The following is a 20,160-nucleotide window of genomic DNA, read 5'->3' on the forward strand; positions in this document are numbered from 1 at the left end:
TTACCTCTTGCATATAATTCTTGAATCGCCTAGTCAAGAATAAGAAATTGAAATTGACGACCGGTTTCAGGCAGCTGAATATGCAATTAATAGTTGTTTTGCCGATGAGAACACTGCTGCTTGACGCCAGCCTGAAAGGGCTTGTCGCTGGTTCTCCGGATCGCGTGACGCCGATACAGCCAAGGGACGGCTTATGAATTACATCGAGCCAGTCGAAACCCTCATAACCCGGCTTCATCAAAACAATATCCGTGTCTGGATCGACGCCGGCAGCCTGAAATGCTCGGACCCTGACGGTCGCCTGAACGATGCCGTGATGAGCGAAATCCGGACCAGAAAAAACGACATTCTGGCATTCCTCAACATGGCGCACGCGGAGGCCGGTGCACCCGGCCAGAACAATATTCCTGCCCGCCACGAGACCCGCCCGCCGCTTTCATTCGCCCAGGAAAGACTGTGGCTGATCGACCAGATCTATCCGGGCTCTGCATTGCATCACATCTGCATTGCGCTCGACGTTCAAGGCACCCTCGACCTCGATGCGCTGAGGGCGGCGCTTGCCGCTGTCATGAACCGCCACGCGGTGCTTCGCGCCCGCATATACAGCGACAAGGGCGTGCCCGGACAAACCATATCCGCAGATTGTGACACGCCTTTTTCCGTCGTCAGTATTTCACCTGCCGATGCGGCAATCGAAGATGTCATTCATGCGGAAACGAGCAGACCCTTCGATCTTGCCGCCGAACCGCCCATCCGCCTGCTCGTCGTCAAGTGCGGCGATGGCCGCCATGTCCTCGTTTTTACGCTGCACCACATATGCGCCGACGGCTGGTCCACTGAAATCCTGCTGAGAGACCTCGGCGCGTTTTACAGCGCGCAGGTGTTTGGCAGCGCGACGCCGGAAGCTGCGTTGCCGATACAATATGGCGACTTCGCCGCATGGCAGCGCCAGCGTCTGGCGGCGGAAACGGCAGGAGCACTCGAGGAATTCTGGAAGCAGCACCTTTCGCAGCCTTTGCAGACAACGCAGCTGGTAACGGACATGGCGCGCACTGCAGGCCATGGCCATGCAGGTGAACTGCATGACTTCTCGATCGACAAAGCGACGGCCGATGCGCTGCGCAAGATTGCCGCAGCGCATGGCACGACGCTGTTCACGGCGCTTTTTACCGCCTTTAACCTGCTGATCCACCGCTATACCGGGCAGACCGATCTGGTGATCGGCACGCCCGTCGCCAGCCGCCCGCATGTGGAGACGGAAGATCTGGTCGGGCTGTTCGTCAATCCTCTCCCCGTCAGATCGCGTGTCGATCCCTACGGCAATTTTGAAAAGGCCCTGCGGCAAACACATGAGACCCTGCAGCAGGTCATCAGCCATCAGGACATGCCGTTCGAGCGCATCGTCGATATGGTCGGCGTGCAACGCGACCCCGACAGCCACCCGCTGTTTCAGATAAAATTTCAGCTCGACGCAGCACCACGCGAGCGCATCCGGCTTCCCGGGCTGGAAATGCGCCGGCTGGCGCGCCAGGACAAGGTTTCGAGGCTCGACCTGTGCCTTGATCTACGCGAGACGGAGGCCGGGCTTTCCGGCACGGTCGAATACAAGACCGCACTGTTCTACGCCGAGACGATCGGCCGGTTCGCCAGCCATTTCCAGCAACTGCTGAAATCCATCATCGCCAACCCCTCCCTGCCGATCGCAACCCTTGCGCTTTTGACACGGGAAGAACAACAGCAGCGGGTTTGCGACTTCAACAGCACGGCGCAGGAAAACGCTGGCCCGCACTACTTTCATGAGCTGTTCGAAGCGCATGTGGCGCGCGCGCCGGACGCCGTGGCACTCATCATGCCGTGCGCGGAAACTGATGGCATCCTGACATATGGCGAACTCAACGCGCGCGCAAACAGGCTGGCGCGGCTGTTGCAGCGTAAAGGCGTTACGCCGGAAACCGTCGTCGCAATCTCGTTGCCGCGCGGTTTCGACATGATCGTCGCCTGGCTTGCGGTCTGGAAAGCAGGCGGTGCCTATCTGCCTCTCGATCCGGATTATCCCGCGGAGCGGATTGGCGCGATGCTGTCGGATGCACGCGCCCGGCTTGTCGTCAGCCACAGCTCGATCGATCTCCCAGCGACAGCCGACCGGCTCAATCTGGATGAGGATTTCCCCCACGACGAACGCGCCGACAATCTTGAAACGGTGACGCATCCGTCACAGCTGGCTTATGTGATCTACACGTCGGGATCGACAGGCAAGGCAAAGGGCGTCCTTGTCGATCATAGCGGGTTGATCAATCTGACGAGGGACAAGATCCGCGCCTGCGACATCAGGCCCGGCGATTGTGTGCTGCAATTCTTCAGCTTCAGTTTTGATGCCTCCATTCCCGAACTCGTCATGAGTCTCGGCGCCGGCGCCAGACTTCTCCTTCTGCCCGGATATGCGACGCTTCCCGGCGCCGAACTGGCCGATATCCTGCACACGCGACAGGTAACGCACCTGACGATGACGCCATCCGCCCTGCTTTCCCTGCCGGTCGACGATCTGCCATCGCTGCGCACCGTTCTGGTCGGGGGAGAGGTTCCGATGCCGGAACTCATCGAAAGATGGGGAAAGAACCGTCGTTTCATCAATGCCTATGGCCCCACCGAAACCACCGTCAATGCCAGCATGGTCGACATGGGAGGCGGGCGTGCCGGCCTGCCGGTGCTGAGGCCTGCGGCAAACAAGCAGCTCTATGTGCTGGATGATAATCTCGAGCTGTTGCCCTTCGGCGTGCCGGGAGAACTTCATATCGGCGGTTGCGGCATTGCCCGCGGTTATCACGACCGGGCGGCGCTGACGGCCGAACGTTTCGTTCCCGATCCATTTGCCACAAACGGGAGAGCGGGCGTGCTCTACCGCACCGGCGATCGCGCCATGCTGCTTGCCGATGGCCGGATACACGTGTCAGGGCGGCTGGACAGCCAGGTCAAGATCCGTGGATACCGCATTGAGCCCGGGGAAATAGAGGCCGGCCTGCTTGCCCACCCGTTCATCGTTTCGGCGACTGTGGCGGTACGTGACGACGGACGCGGCGGCAAAAGGCTCGCCGCCTATGCGGTTCCCCAAACCGATCAAGACGTGGCAGTCAGACCCACGCCGTCGGAGATCCGCGCATGGCTGGCACACCGCCTGCCGAAATTCCTTGTGCCCGACACGTTCGACTGGCTTGACGCGTTGCCGCTCACCGTGAACGGCAAGATCGATCCCTCAAGGCTTCCCGCGCCGCGCGCCGAAACAAACCCCGATGGCCGGGCGCCGGAAGGCGAAATGGAAACCCGGATAGCCAGCGCATTCGGGCATGTTCTGAATATTGATCAGGTTGCCGCAACCGATGACTTCTTCGCGCTTGGCGGCCACTCGCTGCTGGCCACGCGTTTCTGCGCCGTCGCGAAAGAAAAATTCGGACTCGATATCGGCGTTCTCGATCTTTTCAATGCCTCCACAGTGGAAGCGTTGGCGAACCGCCTGCGGACCAGAGACGCCGGCGATAGCGGCAGCGACGAAGAAACCCTGCTGCTGAAGCGCGACATAAAGCTGGATGACGCAATCCGCCCGAGTGCGACGGCAAGAGCGGAAAGCGGTACCGCCCACGTCTTCCTGACGGGCGCGACCGGCTTTCTCGGCACCTATCTGCTCCACGAGCTGCTTCGCGCCCCTGCGAGAAAAGTCACCTGCCTGGTGCGTGGCGATGACGGAATGAACCGCCTGCGGCAGGCCTTCCGGCAATATGACCTGCCCCAATCCGTGCTGACGGAACGTGTGACGACTTTGACGGGCGAGCTTTCCAAACCAAATCTCGGGCTAGCCGCGGCAGACTACGACCATATTGTCCGGAATGCCGACTGCATTTTCCACAATGGCGCGGAAGTGCACCATCTGCATCGGTATGAGCGGTTGCGCGAGACCAATGTGCTTGGAACCCGCGAAGTTCTCAAACTGGCCTGCGCCGGGGCGGGGCGGCATGTTCATTACATCTCGACACTCAGTGCGCTGACGCCGCGCCGCGGTTCCGGCAGCGATGCCAGACCTGTCTGCGAACTGGAGAGCGTGGAAGGGTTTGCCCCACCCGCCGGCGGTTACAACCGGAGCAAATGGGTGGCGGAGCATCTCGTCAACGAAGCCGGAAAGCGGGGATTGCCGGTAACGATCTACCGGCCGGGAGCGATATCCGGCGACAGCGTTACCGGCGCCTTCAACGGCTCGGACATATTGTGCCGTCTGGTTCAGGCCTATCTTTACACCGGCACAGCGCCAGAAGGCGAAAGACTGCTCGATATGCTGCCGGTCGACCATGTGGCCCGGGCGATTGTCCATCTTTCCGGCAAGCCGGCTTCGGCGGGACAAGTTTTCCATCTCATTCATTCCTCCCCCGTTTCAAGCGCCCGGCTCTTCGAGGCCTGCGAAATGGAGGGGATCGAGCTTGAGCGGGTTTCGCAGCGGGAATGGCAGGACATGCTGGGCGATGTGGCGCGTGGAACGCCAGACCACCCGCTTTATCCATTGCTGGGACTGCTGCGCTCGCCTTCCGCCGCCGGCAAGAGCGATGAAAAACAGACGCGCAACTTCGATTGCCACCTCACGCAGGCGGCAATGTCCGACGCACCATTCCGCGAACCGGCCCTGACATTCGAGCTTTTGCGAACATATCTGCGCGCATTTGCCAAGGCCAACTTTCTGAACGCGACGTCCGATGACGCGCGAAAGCAGGGTGAACGATGAGCACAGTCATATCAAGCGAAGCCGGCAATTACGACCATTGGGCCTGGCTCTACAACCACACGCTTGGCCCGCGCTATAGCGAGCAGAAGATCGAGCCCCTGGCACGCGCGGTTCTTTCGCAACTGCCCGACGGCGCTTCGGTTCTCGATCTCTGCTGCGGAACGGGACATCTTGCAAAGCTGATGGCTGCGCGCGGATATGCCGTGACCGGGCTGGATGGTTCGCAGGACATGATAAACCATGCCCGCGGCAATGCGCCCGATCTTGAATTCGTTCTGGGGGACGCAAGGGATTTCACCTTTGAACACCCCTTTGACGGCGTGGTGTGCACCAGCGCATCGTTGAACCACATCCAGAATCCCGAAGACCTGCGGAAGGTTTTTTCAAGCGTTCGCCGTTGCCTGAAGGATGACGGAATTTTTGCTTTCGACATAAACCATCCCGGCCAGATGGTGCGCTACTGGCGCGATGTGCCGGCTGAGGGTGAACTCACCGACGATTATGCCTGGCTGATCACGCCTCGTTATAATTCACGGTCGAACGAGGGGTCCTTCACGGTTGAAATCCATACGAGGTCAAAAGAGGCGGGCTTCTCCCCGGTGGAGGCGGCATACAGGCTGGCGGCCCGGCTGCTTTCCAATCGCCGGCGGCTCGCTCTCATCGCCCGCTTCGGCATTCCCGGAAAGAACTGGCAGCGTCACTCCGTGACCAACCCTGTCTGGGGGCACAATCTGGAAACCGTGACCGAACTTCTCCGGGCATCGGGCTTTTCGGTGAAAATGCGAAGCACCGATGGCGGTCCGGTGACCGACGAGAGGGCGGTCTACTTCCTCTGCACGAAGATTGCCGGCGACGGCGCGGGGCAGGAAGTCACACAGGAGGCCGTCGAATGAATATTCACAACAATCCCGGCCCAGCGACTGCCCCCGCGACCGACCCTGTCACCACAATCGTTGCCAGCTTCAATCTCAAGACACCGGGTTCGAAGCGCGCCGCCGCCTATAACCGGGATTTCCTTTCGGACAAGAGCTCGATCGGCCTTCCCTTCACGATGCAAACCAAAGAGGCCCTGTATCCCATCGTCGCCACCCACGCGGAAGGCGCCTATTTGCAGGACATCGACAACAACAGATATGTCGATATTCTCATGGGCCTCGGGACCAATCTCTTCGGCCATAATCCGTCCTTTATCCGCACGGCAATCGAAGCGCAGCTGGCCAAGGGCTTTGCACTTGGGCCGCAATCGGATCTGGCCGGCGAGACCGCGGAACTGTTTTGCCGCATCACCGGAAAAGACCGCGTCACATTCAGCAATACCGGCACCGAAGCCGTGCAGACGGCCATGCGCATCGCCCGTGCAGCAACGGGGCGCGACAAGATCGTGCTGTTTACAGGTTCGTATCACGGCCATTCCGACCCTGCCCTACATAAGGCGACCAAACTGGAATATATCCGCAGGGGCGCGTTGCTGCGGTCTCATCCGGCATGGCTGGTGGCGCTGAAGCCGCTCCTGAAACGCATGGTGCTGACGAAAGCAGTTCCCGGCTTTTCGGGCGTCGCCCCTTCCTCCGCTCGCGATATCGTGCTGCTGGAATACGGCAATCCCCGCTCCATCGATTATATCAGGCGTCACGGCGAAAGCCTTGCCGGTGTGCTCGTCGAGCCCGTTCAGAGCCGGAACCCGGAACTGCAGCCGCGCGAGTTTCTGCATGAGTTGCGAAGCGTGACCCAAAAGACCGGAAGCGCGCTGATATTCGACGAGATGATCACCGGCTTCCGCGTCGCACCCGGCGGCGCGCAGTCCCATTTCGGCATAGATGCTGATATTGCCACCTATGGCAAAATCGCCGGCGGCGGGTTGCCGCTGTCGCTCATCGCCGGCAAGGGGCGGTTCATGGATTTCGTCGATGGCGGAGCATGGGCTTACGGCGACAGCTCCTTCCCGAAAGTGGCCCCGACATTTTTTGCCGGAACCTATTGCCGCCATCCGCTGGCGCTCGCAGCCGCAAAGGCGGTTGCGACGCGGTTGCTGGAAAACGGACCGGCCCTGCAAGAAAGCCTCAACGCCAGGACCCAGGCATTCGTGGAACGGCTGAACGGCACGCTCAGGGATGCGGGGTTGCCCGTTGCGTTCATGAGCTTCGGTTCGTTCTTTGCCATATCCGCTGCCCGCAGCCGCATCTCGCCGCAGGCTGTCACCATGCTCTCCTTCCTTCTTCTGACCTCCGGCGTTCACCTTCGTGCCGGAGATCGCGGCGGTTTTCTCTCAACCGCCCACAGCGATGACGACATTACCTTTGTTCACGACGCTGTTCTGCAAGGCCTGACGGCTCTGGCGGACCATCGTCTTATCGACAGACATTGATCGGAGTGACCACCATGAGTTCCCAGACCCCGGCTGAAGACCTGCACTACAACGTCGTGATCAGCGACGAGGAGCGATATTCGATATGGCCGGTCTACAAGGCGGTCCCGACAGGGTGGCGACCGAGCGGCTTTTCCGGATCGAAGCAGGCGTGCCTCGATCATATCGAGGTGGAGTGGACCGACATGCGCCCCTTGAGTTTGCGGCGGCTGATGGACGGCGAGGCAGTAAACACAACCAGCGTGCAAGAATAGGACGTGACCCCATGGACGACCAACCATGGCCAAGCCCGGTGCCCCGCGAGGACGCCGGACCGGACAGGGACTGGCTTGCGCAGGATGCCATTCTTGATCTGCTCCTGCCGGAGGCACTGGCACCGGTAATGGTGCCGGAAGAACACGAAAGAGCCCGCCTGCAGCACATCATCTGCGAGGCGCTCGAAGCGTTCACGCTGCATCATCCCGAATGCCGCGCGCGCATCGCCGCGCTTCTGGGCAACATGGAAAAGCCGATGTCAGACCCCGGCGTCGTGGATATCAGCGGCCTGCCGCTGACGTCCTTTCACGCCAATGACTACGACCGGTATTTCCGCGTGAACCGCATTACCACTGCCCAGCCCGCCCATGTTCTGCTGCGCAGCTTCCTGCAGGTCGCGCTGTCGGTTACCGATCTTTTCTGCCGGGCGCCACACCTGTCGGAAAAGGCCGCTAAAGCCCAGTTTGATGGTTTTAAGGTTCATGCAAGGCTTCTTGCAAGGTGCTTTGGCGTGGAGTGTGCAAGATGACCATTGCTTCCCCCTCGCCTTCCCGGATCTGGCGCGAATTCCACTGGGCGTTCTTCATGAACGTGCAGGGGCTGGTTCTGTGCCTTCGTCGTTTCAATATGCAGGTGCATGAGGGCAACCATGCCGAAGCGGACAGGGAATTGCGGGCCGCCGCGGTGCTTCTGCGCACATCTGCCAGCTCCATGGACCTCGCCGCAAGCTTCAGCAAGGCGGATTACGAAAATACCATCCGCGTGTCCATGACGCCGCCATCAGTCGAATCCGATGATTTCAGCGGGCTGATGTCGTTTGATCATGCCGTCCTCATTCAGGTCTGGCGTGAAATGAAGGACGTGTTCGCCACCCTGCCGGTCGAACTCCATGACGCACACGCGGAATTCGTCGCAGCCTACAAATATCTGGCGGAAGGGCATGTCGGCGTCTGCTCACGTTTCGTCGGCTCCGACGCCGGAAGCCTGCGATACGGCGACCGGAAGGCAATCGATACGCTCCAGCGTTTCGAACGCGGTCGCCTCGGCATGATCGATCCGCCCAAAAAAGGCTGCCCGTTCCACAAGTAACGTGCGTGTTCAATTTCTAATCCAGCGAGAACTGCATATGTCCGACTATACCAGCGCTTCAAACCAGGATCGGAATGCCTTTCGGGTCGCCGTCATCGGTATGGCAGGCCGCTTTCCGGGAGCCTCCGACATTGAGAGCTTCTGGGATAATCTGGTTCATGGCCGGGAGTCGGTCAAAGAATGGACCGACGAGGAACTCAGCGCGCTGGGTGTTCCGCCCGAGCAGCTCATCGATCCGGATTTCGTGCGGGCTTCAGCGCCGCTGGAGGGCGCCGACCAGTTTGACGCCGAATTTTTCGGCTACAGCCCCAGCGAGGCGGAGATTCTCGATCCGCAGCAGCGCCTGTTTCTCGAATGCGCCTGGGCGGCGCTGGAGCGCGCCGGATATCAGGGCGACACTTTCGACGGTTCCATCGGCGTCTATGCCTCGAGCGGCTTCAACACCTATCTTCTGAACCTGCACGCCAATGCCGCGGTGCGCCAATCGATCAGCCCCTTTGAACTGTTCGTCGCCAACGACAAGGATTTTCTGGCGACGCGCACGGCTTACAAGCTCAATCTGCGCGGACCGGCCATGACGGTGCAGACGGCCTGCTCTTCATCACTTGTTTCCATCCATGTCGCGGCCCAGAGCCTCATTGCGGGCGAATGCGATATTGCGCTTGCGGGCGGCGTGACGGTTTCCCGTTCGCACGGATATGTAGCGCGCGAAGGCGGAATATTGTCTCCTGACGGGCATTGCCGGGCATTCGATGCGGATGCCGCCGGAACCGTTCCCGGCAGCGGCGTCGGCGTTGTCGTGCTCAAGCGCCTTGAAGATGCGCTTGCAGACGGCGACACGATCGATGCCGTCATCATCGGTTCGGCCATCAACAATGACGGCGCGCTGAAGGCGAGCTTTACCGCGCCGCAGGTGGACAGCCAGGCCATGGTCATAAGCGAGGCCCACGCGGCTGCAGGAATATCGGCCGATTCCATCGGTTATATCGAAGCGCATGGCACGGGAACATCGCTGGGCGACCCCATCGAGATCGCGGCGCTGACGCAGGCCTTTCGCAAGACGACGACGCGCACCGGATATTGCGTCATCGGCTCCGTGAAGACCAATATCGGCCACCTCGATACCGCCGCAGGCATTGCGGGTTTCATCAAGACCGTGCTTTGCCTCAAGCACGGCAAAATCCCCGCAAGCCTTCATTTCAAACAGGCAAACTCAAAGATCGACTTCCCGGCAAGCCCCTTTGCGGTCAATACGGCCCTGCGAGACTGGGATGCTAAGGAAAGCCCCCGGAGAGCCGGCATCAGTTCTCTCGGTATCGGCGGAACGAATGCGCATCTGGTGCTGGAAGAGACACCAACCGACGCAGGCGCGCGCGCCAAGACGCAACCGGCATCGCCGCAGCTTCTGGTATTTTCGGCGCGCAACGATGCGGCGCTCTCGGCACTGCTTTCGGCACAGGCGAAAGCGTTCGAGGCGAACCCGGAACTTGCGATCAACGACGTTGCCTTCACGCTGCGTCATGGCCGGAAGGCTTTCAGCCATCGCCAGTCGCTGGTTGCGGATGATCTGGCGTCAGCCGCAACGGAACTGCACCGTCTTGCTGCGCAAAAACCATCCATTGCCGGCAGCACGCCGTCCGCGGTTTTCCTGTTTCCCGGACAGGGAAGCCAATATGCCGGAATGGGCAAGGATCTCTACGAGCGGGTGGAGCTTTTCCGTGCGCCTTTCGATGCCTGCGCGGATCGTCTTTCGAAGATCATGCAACGCGATTTCCGCGCTGATCTCTTTGCCGGACATGAGGATATCCATGATACGGAATTTGCCCAGCCGGCGCTGTTTGCCGTGGAATATGCCCTTGCAAAGGCATGGATGGCGCAGGGTGTGATACCGCAGGCGCTCCATGGCCACAGCATCGGCGAATATGTGGCGGCCTGCCTGGCGGGCGTCTTCGATCTGGATACGGCACTTTCGCTCGTGGTGGCGCGCGGCCGGTTGATGCAACAGGCCGCCCCGGGCGCAATGCTTGCGGTCGTTCATCCCGACGCGCCGATCGACCGCTGGCTTAACGCGGACATCGCCCTGGCGGCCAGCAATGCGCCGGGCCTCAGCGTCGTTTCAGGCAGCACGGATGCCATCGCAAGGCTCGAAACGGAACTCAAACAGGCGCGTTACGTGACGCGGCGGCTGAAGACCGGACATGCGTTCCATTCGCCGATGATGGCGCAGGCCGCAGCGCGCTATCTGGAGGAACTGCGAAATGTCAGGCTTTCCCCGCCATCCATTGCAATGATCTCCAATGTGACGGGAACGTGGCTGAGCGCCTCGCAGGCGACGGATCCGAATTACTGGGCCAGACATCTGGAACAGACCGTGCGTTTCGACGAGGGGATGCGAACCCTTCTCGGCATAGACAATACAGTCTTCATAGAGGCCGGACCCGGCTCGGCACTGTCGGGTCTCATCAGCGAACAGGCTATCGCGGAAGACCGGATCATACCCTGCCTTGGCCGTGCCAGCCCGGAAAACGAGACGGGCCAGTACCTTGCCGCACTGGGACGATACTGGCGGACCGGGGGGCATCTCGACTGGCAGGCCGTATCGGCTGAAGGCAGCCGCGTGCCACTCGCCACCTATCCTTTTCAGGGGCAGCGTTACTGGATTTCCGCCCAGACGGCAAAAAATCAGGCGCCCGTCTCCACCGCCGTCGACAGCGCCAGAATCTATCGTCCGACATGGCAGCGCCTGTCGCCGGCAACCCCGGCAGATAGCAGAAACCGCCGTGTCCTGATCCTTGATGAAGGACGCATCGGCAAATCCCTCGCCTCACGGCTGGAAGGCGCCGGCGCTCAGGCCTATCGCGCCATTGAAGGCGACAGGTTCGACGAGTGCGATTTCCGCTGCTTCAGCCTTGCCGGACATTCCGCGGCGGATTTTGCCCGGCTGCTCGACACAATGGGCGAACGCGGGGCTCTGCCACAGGACATCCTATATCTCTGGCCGCTGAAGCCTGGCCGGCGGGACGAGGTTACGACCCTGCTCAATCTCGTGCGGGCGCTCACCGCACAGGGGCACAAAAGTAATCTGACGCTGGTGACCAATGGCGCAACGGATGTCACCGGTCTGGAAAATCTCGACGAGCTGCAGTCTCAGTTGTCGGGCGTCCTGAAGGTTGCGGGCCAGGAATATGAAGACCTGACCTGCAGGCACATCGATATCATGGTCGCGCAGGACATGGCGGATCAGGCGGTTGCGGATCGCCTCCTGGCGGAATTCAACGGAACCGGCCCGGCGGTCGCCATAAGGGGCCCGCATCGCTGGTCGCATGGATTTGCGCCGCTCGACCTGCCTGAACCGCAGGCAGCCGCCCGCCTGAAGAAAAACGGCATTTATGTCGTGATCGGCAATATCGCCGAAGGTGTCGGCACTGTCTGGCTGGATCATCTGGCGAAAATATCCGGCACACGCCTGTCCGTGCTGCACTCCATCAAGGATGCGGAGACCGCCATTCAGTTGGATGCAGCTATCGATACGCGCCGGATCGACTGCAATGATCCCGTTGCCATCGGCGCAGCACTCGATGAGGTGGTGTCGAAGCATGGCCGGATCGACGGGATTTTTCTGAGCATGCCTCAGGCAAACCGGCAGGCGGCAGCGCCGCTCTCAATGATGGACGACACGCATCTCAGCTACAATGAAGCGGTTCGCATCGCGCCGCTGCGGGCGCTCATAACGGCGATGGAGCAACGGCGGGCAGGTTTCTGCTGCATCCAGTCATCGCTCGCAACCGTCATCGGCGGCGTGGGATTGGCCGCCTATACATCGGGATATCAGGCGGTGGAGCTGCTTGTGGCTGCCCAGTCGCGCAGCGCGAGAATGCCCTGGTTCGCCATTGGTTATCCGCTCATCGATGTGCTGGCCGCCGGCAAACGTTCCTCGCTCGATACCAACGCCTATGCGGTTGCCTCTGATGATGCCTGGGACCTGACGAGAAGGATCATCGAGAACGGCATTACCGGCACAACGATGCTTTCGCGCAGCGACATCACCGTCGCCCCGACGGCGGTCAAGAAGGCGCAGCTGTCGAAGGCGCCTGTTTCGGGCCGTGCAAGGCCGGCGATGTCCACACCCTTCATCGCCCCGCGCACCCACACCGAAACCACAGTCGCGGGCATTTTCGAAGAACTGATCGGCGTGAGCGGGATCGGCGTCGATGACGGATTTTATGAGCTGGGCGGCCACTCGCTTCTGGCCATCCGCGTTGTCGCCAAGCTCAGGGAAACATTCCCGGTCAAGATCGAAATGCGCGAACTCCTCTTCGAAAACCCGACGGTCGCCCGCGTGGCGAGCATGATTACCGCCCATATGCCTGATGAAGGCGACCTGGACGAGATGGCAGCGCTGTTGATGGAAATCGAAAGCCTTTCCGACAGTGAAGTCCAGAGCGCGCTTGGAGGAGCAGAAGCACGATGAACGAATTCTACGCCAAACTCGCGAACCTTTCGCCCGAGCGCCGTCGCCTCATAGAGCAGCGTCTTGCCGAGCGGGGATATCAGTCGGCTCTCGACTCCGCCATTCCGGGACGTGAGGAAGGCGATGGTGATCGGCCCCTGTCCTTTGCGCAGCAACGCCTGTGGTTCATGCAGCAGCTTGAACCTGACAACACGGCTTACAACATGCGCAGTATCCTGCGGTTTCGCGGAAAACTCGACAGGACGGCGCTGGAAGAGGCGCTGGCGAAGGTCGTACAACGGCATGAGCCGCTGCGAACGCGCTTCATTCCCGGCGCCGACGGCTTTCCGGAACAGGATATTCTTGCAGCCGGCGACGCGGCAATCGAATTCCTCGACCTCGCGCAGGACACCGATGCGGAAGCCACAGCCAAGCAGCACATCCTGCAACGGCTTTCCGAACCCTATGACCTGAGCCATCCGCAATTGCGCGCAATGCTGGTGCGCCTTTCGGCCGAAGATCATCTGCTGGCGGTCGGGCTGCATCACATCACCGGCGACCGGTGGTCGATGACCGTGCTCGCCCGTGACCTCGCGGGCTTCTACAAGGAGATGACCGGCCAGTCACACCATCTGCCTGATATTCGCGTTCAATATGCCGACTGGGCGATCTGGCAGGGAAAGATGCTGCGCGGCCCGGTGCTTGAAAACCAGCTCGCATACTGGAAAAAGGCGCTCGGAACGGATCTGCCGGTGCTGGACCTGCCATTCGACCGTCCGCGACCGGCCATCGCCACTTTCTTCGGCGCACAATTTGCGGTTTCCGTCGACCCTGCACTTTCAGGACAGCTGAGGGCGCTGGCACGGGCACATAATGTCAGCCTCTACGTTCTGCTTCTCTCCGCTTTCAAACTGGTGCTGCATCTCTATTGCGACAGCGACGACATCGTCGTGGGCAGCGAAGTCGCAAACCGCGACCGGCCGGAAACCCAGGCGATGATCGGCCCTCTGGTCAACACGCTGGTGCTGCGTACCGATCTTGCGGGCAATCCGGATTTCTCCGGCCTGCTGCAGCGCGTCGGCGAGACCGTCCGCACCGGTCTGGCGAACCAGGACGTGCCTTATGAGCGGATCGTCGAGGCTCTCAATCCAAAACGCTCCCTGTCCGAGATGACGCCGCTGTTTCAGGCAAAATTCGATCTTCAGCACAATCTGGCAAGATTGCCTGAACTCGACGGTCTTGCCATCGAGACACTGCGCCTGCCCGATGGTGCTGCAAAAAACGAAATCCGCTTCAACCTCGAGGACAATGACCCCGACATCGGCGGCAAGATCGAATATGCAACCGATCTCTTCAATGAGGAGACGGTCGCCACGATCTGGCGGCGTTTCGAACATGTATTGCGCACGATCGCCGAGGACCCCGCCCGCCGGATATCGGAATTCTCCCTTCTTTGCGACGACGAGCATCAGGAGCAGATCCGCCGGTCTGCCGGTCAGGCTCTGGCACAGAGCGGGCTTTGCCTGCACGAGGTGCTGACGGCGCAGGCGGCGCGCACACCGGAAAAATCCGCAGTGGCTAGCGAACATGGCGGCCTCACCTATCGGGAGCTCGATCAACGAAGCAACGCGATTGCCGCTGCGCTCGCCGCCGGCGGGTTTGGCCGCGGCTCCATCGTCGGCGTCTGCATGCAGCGCACGCCGGATCTCATCGCGGCCCTGTTCGGCGTGTTGAAAGCCGGCGCGGCCTATGTGCCGCTCGACCCGGACTATCCGTCCGAGAGGCTCGCCTTCATTGCACGGGATGCGGCCATCAGGGTCGTCCTGACGGATAGCGATCGGCTGGCATTCGACGCCACGGATGAACTGACCCTCCTTGAGGTCGGCAAACTTCCCGATGCGGTCTTTTCCGCCGCTCACGCCTGCGATCCGGCCGATCTCGCCTATATCATCTATACATCAGGCTCGACGGGACGACCGAAGGGCGTGGCGATCACGCATGGCAATGCCGCCGCCCGCATGCAGTGGACCGGCAGCAATTTCACCGGTGACGAGCTGGCAGGCGTTCTGGCATCGACCTCAGTGTGCTTCGATCTCTCCATATTCGAGATTTTCGGCACGCTTTCCTGTGGCGGTCAGGTGGTTCTGGCCAACACGCTCTTCGATCTGCCGCGTTTGCAGCATGTCGCCGAGGTCAGCCTGATCAACACCGTTCCGAGTTTGCTGCGCGAATATCTGCGCCACGACACGCTTCCGACATCCGTTCGCACCATCAATCTCGCCGGGGAGCCGCTGCCGCCGGTCCTGCTTGAAGAACTGGCAAAGAAGGCACCACAGGCGCGCATACACAATCTCTACGGGCCTTCGGAAGATACGACTTACTCGACGGGCGCGATGGTTTGCGCCGTCAACGGGGAAAAAACGGTTTCCATCGGCGCACCCCTGCCGGGCACGGAAGCGTATGTCCTCGACCGGGCCGGACGTCTCCGGCCTGACGGTCTTGCGGGCGAACTATATCTCGGCGGAGCCGGTGTCACCCGCGGATATCTGCGACGCCCGGGCCAGACGGCCGAGCGTTTCGTTCCGGACGCTTTTTCCGGCAGGTCGTCCGCCTATCTCTACCGCACCGGCGACCGGGTCAGACGCCGCGCGGATGGCACGCTGGAATTCCACGGACGTCTCGATAATCAGGTCAAGATCAGGGGCCTGCGGATCGAGACCGGCGAGATCGAGCACCGGCTCGAGGATATCGACGGCGTCAACGAGGCCGTCATTGCAGTCATAGGCGATGAAGCAAGCCCGGAACGCCAGCTGGCCGCCTATATTTCGCTCGATGCTGGGCGACAGCTGACAGTGGACGACATCCGCTCTGCACTGGCAAGGCAGCTGCCCTCCCACCTCGTCCCGGCCTTATGGACCATCCTGCCGGCCATGCCGCATCTGCCGAACGGCAAGATTGACCGGAGCGCCCTGCGCGCACTTGAAATAAAGACGCCAGAGGGAAGCGGTACCGCGCCGCGAAACCAAATCGAGGAACGGCTTGCAGCCATATGGCAGGACGTCCTTCAGACCAGCATGATCGATGTCGAGCGCAGCTTCTTCGAGATGGGCGGACATTCGCTGCTCGCCATCAGGATCATTGCCCGCATCAAGGCCGATTTCGGGGTTTCACTGCCGCTCAAGGCAATTTTCGAGACACCGACGATCGCCGGGCTGGCAAACCGGCTTGATAATGAGGCCGCGGACACCCTCAACGTCGACGGCCTTGCAGTGGTCCATAATCCTGAAGATCGCCATGAGCCGTTTCCGCTGACGGATATCCAGCATGCATACTGGATCGGCCGCAACCAGGGTTTCGAACTCGGCAGCGTCGGTTCCCACGGCTATCGGGAATTCGATATCGACAATCTCGATACGGGTGCGCTGGAAAACGCCATAAACGGTCTTGTCGCGCGCCACGACATGCTGCGCGCGATCGTTGATGCCGACGGGCGGCAGCGCGTGCTGGCAGACGTTCCCCATTACGCGCTGCCGGTCGTGGACCTGCGTGATGCGGCCGATCGGGCCACGTGCCTGTTGGACATCAGAAACAGGCTGTCTCACAATATTTTCAAGGCGGACCGCTGGCCGCTGTTTCACATCGAAGCTGCCCGGCTCGATGAAAAAACGACGAGGCTGTTCGTCAGTTTCGATGTTCTCATCGGTGACGCCTGGTCGCTGAAATTGATGGGTACCGAGCTCGCGGCGCTCATGCAGAAACGCGCGCTTCCCGAAATCGGACTGACATTCCGGGATTATGTTCTGTTTGAGAAATCCGCGCATAACAGTGCAGCCTATGAGCGGGCGCGGGAGCACTGGTCTGCCCGGATAGCCGCCCTGCCAGCCTCACCGGATCTGCCGCTGGCATGCAACCCATCGCAGATCGAGCATCCGCGCTTCACGCGTCGCCGGGGCCGGCTTGCCGCGAAAGAGTGGTCACGCTTCAAGGAACTGGCCCAGAGCGCCGGCCTCACCCCGACAGCCGCGATCATGACGATCTTTGCGGAGGTTCTGGCGCGCTGGAGCAGGCGTCAGGATTTCACCCTCAATCTCACCGTCTTCAATCGTGAGCCGGTTCATCAGGACGTGGAAAAGATCGTCGGCGATTTCACGGCGTCACTCCTGCTGGGGCTCGATTTTTCGGCCCGCGCCGACTTCACCACGCGTGCCCGTCAGGTTCAGTTGCGCCTGATGGAAGATCTGGAACACCGGCTTTTCAGCGGCGTTTCCGTGCTTCGTGAGCTGGCGAAACAGAACGGGCGCTCCGGCGGCGCCCTGATGCCCGTGGTTTTCACCAGCGTTCTAGGCCAATCCTCGAGAGACGACAATGCTCCGCGTCTCGATACACGACTGGTGGACAGCGTCAGCCAGACGCCGCAGGTCTATCTCGACCATCAGGTTTCCGAAGATCAGGGCGAGCTCGTCTATAACTGGGATGCGGTCGAGGAACTCTTTCCGCCTACCATGCTGGACATGATGTTTGCCGCCTATGAGACCCTGCTGCGGGCGCTGGCCAGCGACGACGCGGCATGGCAGACCGAGCCTGATATCGTTGATTGCCAGGCGTTCGAAACGCTGAACGACAGGGCGAAAATCGCGCTTCCCGACGACACGCAGCTCCTGCATGAGGCATTTTTCGAGAGAGCTGCGGAAAGCCCTGACAAGATCGCCGTCTGCGCAGGCGGCATCGAACTGACCTACGGACAGGTGGCCGAACGGGCGCTGGCGCTGGCGGCTGATCTGCAGAAGGCCGGTGCAGGTCCGAACGACCGGGTTGCCGTTTCTCTGCCGAAGGGCGCAGGTCAGGTAATCGCCTGCCTCGGCATTCTGGCAAGCGGCGCGGCCTATGTGCCTGTTGACCCCGACCTGCCTGCACAGCGGCGTTTCGAGCTTGTGGAAGACACGGCGGCCGATCTCGTCATCGCCGAAGGAGGCGACTGGCCGCAGCGGGTAACCGTGATCGCGGTCCCCGAAGATGGCGGAGCCAGACCTTCTCCCTCGGCGACCAAACCATCGGATCTTGCCTATATCATCTTCACCTCGGGTTCGACCGGCAAACCGAAAGGTGTGATGATCGATCATCGCGGTGCGCTGAATACGATCCTCGACATCAATCGCCGCTTTGGCGTTTCAACTGAGGACCGGGTTTTCGCGCTCTCGTCGCTGAGCTTCGATCTTTCTGTTTACGATATATTCGGTCCGCTTGCGGTTGGCGGCGCCATCGTCATTCCCGTGCGCGAGGAAGTGTCGGACAATGCCCGCTGGATGAAGCTTCTGCTGCAACATCGGGTGACTGTATGGAACTCGGTGCCGGCCCTTGCGCAATTGCTGCTGGCCGAGCTGCCGGCGCTCAGGGAAAAACCACCCCTGCGCCTGATCATGATGAGCGGAGACTGGATTCCCGTCAGCCTGCCTCCCTCCCTGAAAGCACAATTGCCAGATGCCGATCTCATCAGCCTCGGCGGGGCAACCGAAGCTTCCATCTGGTCGATTTTCCACCCGATCGGGGAAGCACTGCGGGACTGGACGAGCATCCCCTACGGCCAGCCGCTGGCAAACCAGCGCTGGTATGTCCTCGATGATCAGGGGCGGCCCTGCCCGCCATGGGTCACGGGCCGGCTGTTTATCGGCGGCATCGGTGTTGCGCGTGGTTACTGGGGGCGGCCGCAGCTGACCGCCGATCGCTTCATTCCCGACAGTTTCGCGGACGAAGAAGAGGCTGGAAACGGCGCGCTGCTGCTTTACGAAACCGGCGATCTCGGGCGGCTGCGGCCGGAGGGACTGCTGGAGTTTCTGGGGCGCGAAGATTTCCAGGTGAAGGTCAACGGCTTCAGGATCGAACTCGGGGAAATCGAGACCGCGCTGCTGCAAAATGAAAATGTCGCCGAAGCCGTGGTGACGACGACAGGCCAGCCACCTGCCCTCGTTGCCTATATCGTTCCGGATACCCAAGGCAGCCTCATCGGCAAACTGGAAGCGAAGTCGGGCCGGTCAGGTGATGGCGGCTTGGCCGATGGCAGATTGGGCGATGCCGGAAGAACCATCGACTTGGCCACGCCGGACGGCCTGTTCCATGAAGCGATTGCCCGGCAAAGTCATCGCCGGTTTTTGACCGCCCCGGCCGAGCTTCAGAGCATCGGCCATCTGCTCGCCAGCATAAGGGCCTTCGATGTCCCCGGCACACCGCTGAAAAAGGCGCTTTACCCGTCAGCGGGCGGACTTTATCCGGTTCAGACCCATATTCTGGTCCAGGACGGCCGGATCGAGGGGCTGTCCGCCGGCTGGTATCGTCATCATCCCGCCGAACACCGGCTGGAATTTCTGGCGGCCGTTTCGCAGGAACAGATCGCGGCAATCGCCGGTAAAAGCGACGATATAGTCAGGCAAAGCGCTTTCCTCGTGGTTTTCACCGGCCTCAAGGCGGCCATGGCGCGCAGCTACGGGCAAAAGGCCAGAGACTTCTGCCTGCTGGAAGCCGGCCATATGGCGCAGGTGATGATGCTGCATGCGACGCGTCTCGATATCGGCCTGTGCGCGGCCGGCGGCGTCGATCTGACCGCCATCGCATCGGCACTGGCAACCGAAGAAGACGAGGAGCCGCTTTACGTACTGGCCGGCGGTTCCATCGATCCCGCATGGAGCACACAGTGGCAGGCATCCGCTCAAATCCGGGGTGAAACCCTCTCTGAGCGGATGCGCGCCTTTCTTGCCGCAAAACTTCCCGCCTATATGGTCCCGCGCGAATTCGTGATCATGGAGCGGCTGCCTCTCAGCGCCAATGGCAAGGTTGACCGAAAGGCCCTGCCCGCACCGGGCGCGAGGGCACGCCACAGCGTTGCTCCGGCAACCGAAAACGAGGCCGTATTGCTGGCGATCTGGCATGAGCTCCTGTCCGGTAACAGCGCAGGCGTGGAGGACAACTTCTTCGAAGCGGGCGGCGATTCCCTGACGATCATGCAGCTGCTGTCGCGCATAAGGCAGGAGTTTTCGGTGCACCTGACCCTCGCTCAGCTCTTCGGGGCCACCACCGTCAAAGCCCAGTCGGAATTGCTCGGCTCTCTTTCACCGTCCCTGCCGGGCGGCGTGGAAGCGGGAATTTCTCCGATCGCCGCGCAGACATCCGTAAGCGACCTTTCCGATGATGACGTGGATAAAATGCTGGAGCAGCTGCTCTCCGGCCAAAAGGACCAGTAGACGTGAA

General features: G+C 61.0%; 8 protein-coding genes. All 8 read left to right on the forward strand.

From position 1 onward, the window contains the following. Nucleotides 1-193 precede the first annotated feature (193 nt). The 8 genes from M0412_RS23035 to M0412_RS23070 are packed head-to-tail and all read left to right on the forward strand — an operon-like array spanning nucleotide 194 to nucleotide 20,153. The gene (locus M0412_RS23035; RefSeq protein WP_269702847.1) at nucleotides 194-4,762 is read left to right on the forward strand and encodes a non-ribosomal peptide synthetase; all 4,569 of its coding nucleotides are present in this window, start codon (nucleotides 194-196) and stop codon (nucleotides 4,760-4,762) included. Then, nucleotides 4,759-5,655: a class I SAM-dependent methyltransferase gene (locus M0412_RS23040; RefSeq protein WP_269702845.1), complete on the forward strand. Its 897-nt coding sequence runs from the start codon at nucleotides 4,759-4,761 to the stop codon at nucleotides 5,653-5,655. The genes M0412_RS23035 and M0412_RS23040 overlap by 4 nt, the downstream gene beginning before the upstream one ends. After that, the gene (locus M0412_RS23045; RefSeq protein ID WP_269702844.1) at nucleotides 5,652-7,127 is read left to right on the forward strand and encodes an aspartate aminotransferase family protein; all 1,476 of its coding nucleotides are present in this window, start codon (nucleotides 5,652-5,654) and stop codon (nucleotides 7,125-7,127) included. The genes M0412_RS23040 and M0412_RS23045 overlap by 4 nt, the downstream gene beginning before the upstream one ends. A gap of 14 nt (nucleotides 7,128-7,141) precedes the next feature. Continuing rightward, nucleotides 7,142-7,381 carry an MbtH family protein gene (locus M0412_RS23050; protein ID WP_110760101.1) on the forward strand — a complete coding sequence of 80 codons (240 nt, stop codon included), beginning with the start codon at nucleotides 7,142-7,144 and terminating at the stop codon, nucleotides 7,379-7,381. An 11-nt stretch (nucleotides 7,382-7,392) separates the two neighbouring features. Beyond that, nucleotides 7,393-7,911, forward strand: coding sequence for a siderophore biosynthesis protein (locus M0412_RS23055; RefSeq protein ID WP_269702841.1), 519 nt, complete (start codon nucleotides 7,393-7,395; stop codon nucleotides 7,909-7,911). Next, complete coding sequence (locus M0412_RS23060; protein ID WP_269702839.1) at nucleotides 7,908-8,471, forward strand: siderophore biosynthesis protein; 564 nt, start codon at nucleotides 7,908-7,910, stop codon at nucleotides 8,469-8,471. Before M0412_RS23055 ends, M0412_RS23060 begins: the two co-directional genes overlap by 4 nt. 37 nt (nucleotides 8,472-8,508) lie before the next feature. Continuing rightward, nucleotides 8,509-12,942, forward strand: a complete 4,434-nt coding sequence (locus M0412_RS23065; protein WP_269702837.1) for a type I polyketide synthase — start codon at nucleotides 8,509-8,511, stop codon at nucleotides 12,940-12,942. After that, complete coding sequence (locus M0412_RS23070; protein WP_269702835.1) at nucleotides 12,939-20,153, forward strand: non-ribosomal peptide synthetase; 7,215 nt, start codon at nucleotides 12,939-12,941, stop codon at nucleotides 20,151-20,153. Before M0412_RS23065 ends, M0412_RS23070 begins: the two co-directional genes overlap by 4 nt. Nucleotides 20,154-20,160: the final 7 nt, after the last annotated feature.

The sequence above is a fragment of the Agrobacterium sp. O3.4 genome (genome assembly GCF_041414895.1).
Lineage (GTDB): Bacteria > Pseudomonadota > Alphaproteobacteria > Rhizobiales > Rhizobiaceae > Agrobacterium > Agrobacterium cucumeris.

Bases quoted from the DNA above. Each gene is read 5' to 3' on its own strand.
- M0412_RS23060 (WP_269702839.1), top strand. From the start codon at position 7,908: ATGACCATTGCTTCCCCCTCGCCTTCCCGGATCTGGCGCGAATTCCAC.
- M0412_RS23055 (WP_269702841.1), top strand. From the start codon at position 7,393: ATGGACGACCAACCATGGCCAAGCCCGGTGCCCCGCGAGGACGCCGGA.
- M0412_RS23035 (WP_269702847.1), top strand. From the start codon at position 194: ATGAATTACATCGAGCCAGTCGAAACCCTCATAACCCGGCTTCATCAA.
- M0412_RS23040 (WP_269702845.1), top strand. From the start codon at position 4,759: ATGAGCACAGTCATATCAAGCGAAGCCGGCAATTACGACCATTGGGCC.
- M0412_RS23065 (WP_269702837.1), top strand. From the start codon at position 8,509: ATGTCCGACTATACCAGCGCTTCAAACCAGGATCGGAATGCCTTTCGG.
- M0412_RS23045 (WP_269702844.1), top strand. From the start codon at position 5,652: ATGAATATTCACAACAATCCCGGCCCAGCGACTGCCCCCGCGACCGAC.
- M0412_RS23050 (WP_110760101.1), top strand. From the start codon at position 7,142: ATGAGTTCCCAGACCCCGGCTGAAGACCTGCACTACAACGTCGTGATC.
- M0412_RS23070 (WP_269702835.1), top strand. From the start codon at position 12,939: ATGAACGAATTCTACGCCAAACTCGCGAACCTTTCGCCCGAGCGCCGT.